The sequence below is a fragment of the Kribbella sp. genome (assembly GCF_035655035.1).
In the GTDB taxonomy this organism is placed as follows: domain Bacteria; phylum Actinomycetota; class Actinomycetes; order Propionibacteriales; family Kribbellaceae; genus Kribbella.
Window position 1 is genome coordinate 1 of record NZ_DASRVN010000784.1, and the last position, 4,097, is coordinate 4,097.

5 protein-coding genes and 1 pseudogene are annotated in these 4,097 nt (G+C 69.4%); all 6 read right to left on the reverse strand.

The features are described from left to right. A partial coding sequence (locus VFF46_RS39865) for an alanine--tRNA ligase-related protein (RefSeq protein ID WP_325042475.1) occupies positions 1–701 on the reverse strand: 701 nt, incomplete at its 3' end. Positions 702–706: 5 nt separating this feature from the next. Then, complete coding sequence (locus tag VFF46_RS39870) at positions 707–958, reverse strand: DUF6167 family protein (RefSeq protein ID WP_325042476.1); 252 nt, start codon at positions 956–958, stop codon at positions 707–709. Then, positions 955–1,365, reverse strand: a complete 411-nt coding sequence (locus VFF46_RS39875; protein ID WP_325042477.1) for a DUF948 domain-containing protein — start codon at positions 1,363–1,365, stop codon at positions 955–957. Before VFF46_RS39875 ends, VFF46_RS39870 begins: the two co-directional genes overlap by 4 nt. Before the next feature lie 142 nt (positions 1,366–1,507). Next, positions 1,508–1,987 (reverse strand): hypothetical protein, encoded by a 480-nt coding sequence (locus tag VFF46_RS39880; RefSeq protein WP_325042478.1) that lies wholly within the window; start codon positions 1,985–1,987, stop codon positions 1,508–1,510. Between the two features lie 438 nt (positions 1,988–2,425). After that, positions 2,426–3,862 (reverse strand): replication-associated recombination protein A, encoded by a 1,437-nt coding sequence (locus VFF46_RS39885; RefSeq protein WP_325042479.1) that lies wholly within the window; start codon positions 3,860–3,862, stop codon positions 2,426–2,428. A 34-nt stretch (positions 3,863–3,896) separates the two neighbouring features. After that, positions 3,897–4,097 (reverse strand): annotated as a pseudogene (locus VFF46_RS39890) (hypothetical protein); the annotation flags it as partial.

Here is a 4,097-nt window from a genome sequence, read left to right on the forward strand (position 1 = left end):
AGGCCCATGCCGGTGTCGATGTTCTTCTTCGGCAGCTCGCCGGCGATGTCGAAGTCGTCCTTGGCGCGTACGGCCGACAGGTCGTACTGCATGAACACGAGGTTCCAGAACTCGAGGTAGCGGTCCTCGTCGACTGCCGGACCGCCCTCGCGGCCGTACTCCGGCCCACGGTCGAGGTAGATCTCACTGCACGGGCCACCGGGGCCGGGGACCCCCATGTGCCAGTAGTTGTCGAGCTTGCCCCGGCGGGTGATCCGCTCGACGGGGACGCCGATGGTGTTCTTCCACAGGTCGAACGCCTCGTCGTCGTCCTCGTAGACGGTCGGCCAGATCTTGTCGGGGTCGAGTCCGTAGCCGCCCTGGCCCTGGGGAGTCGTGATGAGCTCCCAGGCGAACCGGATCGCCCCCTCCTTGAAGTAGTCGCCGAAGGAGAAGTTGCCGTTCATCTGGAAGAACGTGCCGTGCCGGGTGGTCTTGCCGACCTCGTCGATGTCGAGCGTCCGGACGCACTTCTGCACGCTGGTCGCCCGCGGGTACGGCGGGGTCTGCTGGCCGACGAAATACGGCACGAACTGGGCCATGCCGGCCACGTTGAACAGCAGGTTCGGGTCCGGCGACGGCAGCGGCGCGCTCGGCACCACGGTGTGGCCGCGGTCCTCGAAGTACTGCAGGAACCGCCGCCTGATCTCACTGGTTTCCATGGGTGTTACCGGTAGTCCTCACGCTGTGTTGAATCAGTCTGGGATGTGTTCTCGATGCCCAGCGCGTCCCGCAGCTCGGTCTCCCGCTCGGCCATGCCCTCGCGGACCTGGTCGCCGAAGTGCCGGACCGCGGCGGCCAGCTTGGCCGCGGACTCCTGGACACTCTCCGGAGCGAGGATCTGCGCCCGCTTCTTCAGCCTGGTGACGGCGTAGACGCCGACGGCGATCCCGACGATCAGCCAGAAGATCCGCTTCACCGCTTCCGCGCCTTCCGCTCGGCCTTCATCTCGTCCTTGACGCGCTTGGTGACATCCTTGCGCTGCTGCTCACCGAGCGCCCGGCGGACGCCGTACGTGAACGCGGCCGCCTTCACCAGCGGACCACCGGCGGTGGCCGAGAACAGCGACATCAACGCGGCCGCGTTGGTCGTCACCGTGGTCGCGTTGTCGGTGATCGTGTCCACCTTCGCCAGCTGGGCGTTCGTCGTGGCCACCGTGGTGGTCACCTCGCCGAGCAGCGGGACGCTGGAGTCGGAGACGCCCTTCACCATGATCCGGGTCTCGTCGAACACCTTGCCGAGCTTCAGGATCGGATAGGCCAGCAGACCCACCAGGATGAGCAGCGCGCAGGCGGCTATCAGCCCCGCGACTTCACCGACGCTCATGGAAACGATCCACCTTCCGTAGCGACCTTCGACAACCTCGGTCGCTCTAGGGTGACCTAGTGCGACCTTGTGGACCGCCCGACCTTATCGCGCGGCCATACCGCACTCCGCTCCAGGACACCATCCCGCACATCACAGTCCCTCACCAAACCGCCTCAACCACTCGGTAATCCCTTGAATGCTGCGCGTTCCGGGAAGGAGCGGCGCCGTGCTCGGCGTGCTCGGGGTGGCGGGCGATGCGGAGGGGGTGGTCGGCGTGGTCGCGGGGGTCGGCGCGGTCGAGGGCGTCGATGCGGTGGTGGTCGGTGCGGTGGTGGTCGGTGCGGGGGTCGGTGAACCGGTGGGTGAACTGCTCGACGGAGCCGTCGGCCGGGCGGTTGTCGGGAGAGGCGTCTTCGGGACCGTTGTCGGGGCCGTCGTCGGGGCCGTTGTCGGCGCCGGTGTGCGTCCGGTTGCCGGGGCCGTCGTGCGGCCGGTTGTCGGGGTGGTGGTGGTCGGCCGTGGTGCGGTCGGTTGCGCGGTCGTGCTCTGTTGTGGGCTCGGGCCGGTGGTGGCCGGACCGGCCGGTGGCTGGTCGGTCGACGGCGGGGAGCCCGGTCGGGAGGGACCTGTGGCCGTCCACGGGGGTGCCAGGTCGGTGTGCGTGGGTGATGGGGTGATCAGAGGGTGCAGCGGTTTGCCGACCGGGAGGGTCGGCCGGGTGGTGGATCTCGACGTACCGGCGGTGCGCTCGACGCTCGGCGACGACCCGGCGGACGGGGTCTGCGCCGGCTCGTGCGAACCGAGCGGGCCGAGGTACAGGAAACCGGCGAGCAGGACGGCACCTGCTGCGCCGGCGCTCAACTTCAGCACCGGCGGACGCCGACGGACATGCCGCGGACTGGACTGCCTCACAACCGAACCTTTCACCCCAGGCCGACCAGCAGCCTACCGAGATGAACGCCTCAATCGAAGCTCACCGTCAGTGCCCGAACGGCTCCACCCGCGGCCCACCACACCTCCAGCACCCCAATCCCCCGCCCGACCAGCGAAAACGCACCCTGGTACGCCGCCGTGCGGTTCATTTGCGGTCGCGGAGGATCTTGCGGATGGCGGTGACGCGGTCGGCGTACGACGCCTCGCCGCCGCGGCGGGTGGGGTTGTAGTAGTCGGTGCCGTCGATCACGTCCGGGGCGTACTGCTGCGGGAGGACGCCGCGCGGATCGTTGTGCGAGTACTGGTACGACGAGCCGTGGCCGAGCTTCTTCGCGCCGGAGTAGTGCGCGTCCCGCAGGTGCGGCGGGACCGGACCGACCTTGCCCGCCTTCACGTCCGCGATCGCCGCGTCCACCGCCATGATCACGGCGTTCGACTTCGGCGCCAGCGCGAGCGCCACGACCGCCTGCGCGAGGTTGATCCGCGCCTCCGGCATCCCGATCAGCTGCACCGCCTCGGCCGCCGCCACCGCCACCCCGAGCGCGGTCGGGTCCCCCATCCCGATGTCCTCACTCGCCGAGATCACCAGCCGCCGCGCGATGAACCGCGGATCCTCCCCCGCCTCGATCATCCGGGCGAGGTAATGCATCGCCGCGTCGACGTCCGACCCCCGGATCGACTTGATCAACGCCGACGCCACGTCGTAATGCTGATCCCCCGCCCGGTCGTACCGCACCGCCGCCCGATCAACCGCCGTCTCCAACGTCACCAGATCGATCAACGCCCGCTCGGGCACCCCGTCTTCGTCCGAGGCCGGCTCGTGTTCGGTGGCCGCCTCGAGCTTGAGGGCTTGGTCGTGTTTGGCGCGGGCGCCGCCGGCGGCGGCTTCCAGGTAGGTGAGGGCTCGGCGGGCGTCGCCGCCGGACATTCGGAGGAGGTGGTCGCGGGCGTCGGGGGCGAGTTCCACCTCGTTGTCGAGGCCGCGTTCGTCGGTGAGGGCTCGGTCCAGGAGGAGGGAGATGTCGTCGTCGGTGAGGGACTCGAGGGTCAGCAGGAGGCTGCGGGACAGCAGCGGGGAGATGACCGAGAAGAACGGGTTCTCCGTGGTCGCGGCTACGAGGGTGACCCAGCGGTTCTCGACGCCGGGCAGCAGCGCATCCTGTTGGGCTTTCGTGAAGCGGTGGACCTCGTCGATGAACAGGACCGTCTCGACGGCACCGGTCGGGCGGGCCAGGTCGCGACGCGCGCCGTCGATCACCTGGCGGACGTCCTTGACCCCGGCGGTCACCGCCGACAGCTCGACGAACTTCCGGTTGGTCTGGTGCGAGACGACCGCCGCGATCGTGGTCTTCCCGGTCCCGGGCGGTCCCCACAGCAGCAGCGACATCGGCTGGTCACCCTCCACCAGCCGGCGCAGCGGCGAACCCGGCGCGAGCAGATGCTGCTGCCCGACCAACTCGTCGAGACTCCGCGGCCGCATCCGCACGGCCAGCGGAGCCGCCGTGTGGTCCGTGTCCGCCAGACTCCCGCCCCCACGAGCAGGCGCCGGCGCACCAGGAAGATCGAACAACCCATCACTCACCCCAGCAGCCTATCCAGCGCCACCGACAGGCCGTTTACCCGACCGTACGGCGCCTTGGACCGAAGACGCGCTGCCACGAGCCGGCGCGGTGGAGGAGGACGATGGTGGGGACCTGGAGGGCGACGATGGTGGCGACCGTGATCACCGGGTCGGTTGCGGGGACGACGGAGATCGGGAGGGTGTAGGAGACGACGATCCGGACGATGCCGTCGACGATCGTCGCGATCCCCCACCA